Annotated in this window: 1 protein-coding gene; it reads right to left on the minus strand. The window is 51.7% G+C overall.

Going from position 1 to position 433, the window contains the following annotated elements; all coding sequences use genetic code 11:
- Positions 1-433: hypothetical protein (locus tag ACG59Z_RS18760; RefSeq protein ID WP_400200721.1), on the minus strand; the 433-nt coding region annotated here is incomplete at both ends.

The raw sequence follows: 433 nt of genomic DNA on the forward strand, positions 1-433 counted from the left end.
CCATCAGGGAAGCTCACAGTTACGGTTGATCCCGCTTCTGCTGTACCTGTGATTGGATTGGTCGCATTGATTGGATCAAGAACCGGTGCATTTGGTGCTGCCGTATCGACAGTCACGATGACATCTGCCGGGCTGCTGATATGACCTTGTGAATCCACTGCTTGGGCATGGATGGTGATTGGGCCATCTGCTGTCACAGGAATTGCTGCGGTGATATAGCCATTCGTCAAGTCAGTTGCACTCACTGTGTAGTCAGTGCCGTTAACGTTCACGACAGTACCTACTACTGCATCCGGACCCAACGCGACACGGGCATCAAAGCTGCCGTCTGCGCCAAGTTCTGCTGCATTGATGATGCCATCAATGTTTAAGTCATCAGGTACTGTAATCGCACCAAGTAGGTTCGCTGCTGCAGTATCTACAGTCACCACCG

Source organism: Acinetobacter sp. ABJ_C1_1, from assembly GCF_044684115.1.
Taxonomy (GTDB): domain Bacteria; phylum Pseudomonadota; class Gammaproteobacteria; order Pseudomonadales; family Moraxellaceae; genus Acinetobacter; species Acinetobacter nosocomialis_A.